The sequence below is a fragment of the Xanthomonas sp. NCPPB 1128 genome (genome assembly GCF_001043115.1).
Classification (GTDB): domain Bacteria; phylum Pseudomonadota; class Gammaproteobacteria; order Xanthomonadales; family Xanthomonadaceae; genus Xanthomonas_A.
In genome coordinates, this window is record NZ_LFME01000065.1 from 1 (window position 1) to 3,791 (window position 3,791).

General features: G+C 60.4%; 2 protein-coding genes and 1 other RNA gene. 1 reads left to right on the plus strand and 2 read right to left on the minus strand.

Translation table 11 applies throughout. From position 1 onward, the window contains the following. The first annotated feature begins 396 nt into the window (after positions 1–396). Positions 397–472, plus strand: a non-coding RNA gene (locus ACP93_RS21400) — sX9 sRNA. 3 nt (positions 473–475) lie between these two features. Here ACP93_RS21400 and ACP93_RS21950 read toward each other — a convergent pair. Together ACP93_RS21950 and ACP93_RS21955 are read right to left on the minus strand one after the other, a co-directional pair. After that, a complete protein-coding gene (locus ACP93_RS21950; RefSeq protein ID WP_131721683.1) occupies positions 476–775 on the minus strand; it encodes a hypothetical protein in 300 nt (99 codons plus the stop codon). An 8-nt stretch (positions 776–783) separates the two neighbouring features. Continuing rightward, positions 784–3,791 (minus strand): LysM peptidoglycan-binding domain-containing protein (locus tag ACP93_RS21955; RefSeq protein ID WP_157862441.1); only part of this gene is annotated, 3,008 nt, incomplete at its 5' end.

Below are 3,791 nucleotides of genomic sequence, written 5' to 3' on the forward strand. Positions count from 1 at the left end.
AGGTGAAGTCATCCACGTTCAGCGCGGCGCCCGGGTTCTTCTTGGCACTCGCCCCGATGCCCATGTAGGCCGCGCCGGCTGGCACCTTCACCGTCACCGACGACTTCTTCCATTCGCCGTTGGAGCCCGCTGTCGATCAGGTTGCCGGCCGACCACGACTTGTCCTCGCCACCGGGCAGCATGTTGCCGTCGCCGTCGTACCAGATGATCAGTACGCGCGCGGCGGCGGCGGCGGACCGTCACCAACTTTATTCTAACCGCGGTCCATCTTGACTTAGCCGATTAAAAATCCAGAGATCATGAAATTTCATGATTAATTTTATATTAAAATCAAGAGCGACTAACAAAAATTCTGCGCAGCCGCCAAGCGGGGCGCGGACGGCGCTTGGAATCTTCATGCACCCCTCGTAAGCTGTGGTTCCTGCGCGCCGTCCGCATCCACCTGGCGACTGCTCGCGACGCCTTTTTAGCCACTCTAAGCCTTATTAAATTCGCACATGTAAATTGACTTAAAATCAGAAAGCAGTTCGATCGCCGAATTAATGTCGTACACCTTGTATCCGCTTCCGTTGATTAAATTCAAAACTTCCAAGTCACCACTTTCCGCAGCATGAATTGCTGAATCAAGAAGATACAAGCATTCGTCATGATAATCATCATCATTAGAACTGACTGAAACCATTAACTCCGCAGCCTCTTCAAGCGTCTGCTGATTTACTGTGGCGGAGAATAGTTGACCTAACGCCGCCTTCCAATCAAAATTTTTACCTATCATGTTTTTTCTCAAAATGGATGCGCAGTATGTATTAGATACCCGCCCTGACCATCTGGAATCAAGACGAGTCTTACATTTTGCATTGGATACGCTATCGGTACAATAGGGCCACCCTTGGACGTAACCTCAAACCCCCGCCCCAAGTTACCCATCCCAGGATTTGCGTCAAAGGACATTGGAACTCCAGCCCTTGGGTTACTTGATATCCAATTATTAATTTCACCCTGCCGAATCAACATTGTTTCTGCAATTGACTCTTCCATTAGACTTCTACTATTAAAAGCAGTCCGCAATCCAACTCGACCCTTATCAACAAGTTCATTTAAAACACGGTTCTGTAGATAACTGTCAGTAACATCAGGCCCATGCTTGTAAAGAGGGTGCGTTGGCTGCGAAATTTTCCCATCATAACGAATGACTTGACTGCCCTCCGTTGCCTGTAGGCCTCCAACCTGCGACAACTTGGTCAGTGGCGACGTCCGCCCTGGATCTTGCGTTGAGATAGTCGGTCTTCTCCTAATCGAAGCCGTTCGCGTGGGATTCTTGAGCATCTCACTGTTCCGCTGCACCATCGCCACACCAGCAAGATCCCAGATCGGCTGTGTATACTCTGCAGTTCTCAGGGCCGCCTCATTTGCTTGATCTGGACCAGCCCCCAACCCACGTGCAGTCAGCCCCGCGATGGCCGAGCTTAGGTTTTCGCGATTTGCATCAATCGCGGCCCACCCCTGCGCTTGTCGAGCGGCCTCACGCATCGCCGGCCCGGAATCGCTCATGGCCGGCATTGCAGTGCCATGTTGACGGAAATAGTCCAACTCGTACTGCGTCGGTGCTTTGACCCATGCCGTCGCTGCATCCGCGTAGTCTGTGACGCTTGCATGGCTACCTTGGGCGACCTGCGAGATGAACGAACCAACCGTATCGTAAGAGGCTGCTTGCTGGCGCCACAGTTCTGCTGTATCAGCAAAGTCGGGACGCACCTGCACAGTATCTAAGGTTTTGATGTCGCCTTCGTAGGTGCGCTGCCGGTACTCGTCCAGCAATGCCCACTGCGTCGACATGTCATGACCTAGTGCTTCTTGGTCACGGATGTCCTGCGCCATCATTTCCACGCCGGCATCCGACTCGCGACGTGTCCCAGCATCGCCCATAACCCGCGCCCGGAGATCTTCGGGATACGGCGAGCCCCGGCCACCACCACCACCAGCGAACAGGTTGCGCTCGTCTGTGCCCCCCCCTACATAGGCGGCTCTTTCCCCCAACATGCTGCCTGCTTCCGCGGCACGCATCGCGTATTCACCGGACAGCGCCTCGCCCAGCACATTGCCGAACGCATCGGCCAGCACGTTCTGGTAGTCGACATCGCCGCCGACCAGTTCCTTGCGCACATGCGCGCTTACGATGCCACCGGCGATGCCACGGATCAGCCCGGCCTGGAACTGTGCAGCGGAGCTGGTCGGGTCGAGGAAGCCGGTCAGACTCGGTGCCAGCTTGGCGGTGATCCCCGCGCTGACGACGCTGGCGGCCACGCTGCGCCAGCTGAACCCGACATCGTTGCCGACCAGTTGGTTGGCAGCGTAAGTGCTGAGGTTGCCCACCGCTCCTGTCGCCATCGCCTGTACCACCGGGTTGGACAGCGCCGCAGCACCACTGGTTGCCGCGCCGAATCCGGCCGTCACCGCGCCTGCCACCGTACTGGCCGCCACATTGCGCCAGCTGAAACTGGTCGCGCCCATCGCGCTGCCCACGCCCTGGCTCGCCACGCTGCCGGCGAACGCACCTGCTGCACCGCCCACGATCGCGGCCGTCGTGCCGAAGGTGCCGCCCAATACACCGATGCCGGTGGTCAACGTTGCACCGGCCGTCATACCCGCTGCAGTCCCAACGCCTGCGGCCGTTGCCGCGGTCGTGCCACCTGCCGACGCCAAGCTACCCAGCGCCGCACCCGCCGCACCCGCCGTGTACACCGTCACCACCACTGCCACGGCGACCATGATGATCGTCGCCAGCGAGCCGCAGCCGTGGCTGCTCGGCGGCTGGATGTACGGCAGCGCCGGGCTGGTCGAGCCCACCGCCTCGCTGGCGTTGAACGGCTTGAAGGTGCGCGCGTCGTTGGCCGAACTGGTCACGTCCGGCACCGTCAGCGTCGCGCCGACCACCAGGCCGCTGTCGTCATCCAGCGCATTGGCATCGGCCAGCACGTACCACAGGTTGGCGTTGCCATACAGGCGCTGCGCCAGGCTGCGCAGCGTGTCGCCGGCCTGCACCGTGGCCTTGGTCGTGCCGGTCTCGTTGACGTCGTAGGCCGTGGTTCGGCCGAGTACATCCACCTTGCCGTCGTAGCGGCCGGACGCCACGTTCTGCCCATTGACGTAGGCGTAGACCTGCGTGCGCAGCACCGCCGCATCGTCCTGGGTGAAGGCACCGTTCTTGATGGTGCCCTCGGTGCGGCGCAGGATGTTGCCGTCCTGGTCCAGCCCGAAGTAGCGCACCCGGTCGTCGATCTTGCTGCCGGGGGTCTGCTCGCGCACTGCCAGTAACCGCCCCCAGTCGTCGTAGCTGCTGGTGCTGTTGCTGGTCTTGAACTTGCTGTTGCTGCTGCTGCCGCTCACCACCTGCTGCAGGTAGCCATCGCGGCCGACGTAGCTGTTGCGGTAGGTGTGGGTGTAGCCCTCGTCGGAGGACACGCCACTGCCCTTCTCGTTGTGCAGCAGCGTGTAGCGGTAGCCGCGCAGGCGGCCGGCCGCGTCGTAGCCGATGCTGGTATCGCCCTGTTGCTGGTAGGTCACCGTGCTCAGCAGGGTCAGGCCTTCGTAGCCGTCGGCCGGTGCCGAGCCGTTGCCCGAGTCGTTGAGCGGGCGCCCATAGGCCTGCTGCGCGATCAGCCGACCATCGCCGTCGTACTGGCTGACGTCGATGTGCTTGGGCGCGCCGGTGTCGTCGTACGTGCGCCGCTCCAGCACCCGCCCGTTGCCGTCGTAACTGCTGGTCTCCAGCACCCGCCAGACGTTGTCCG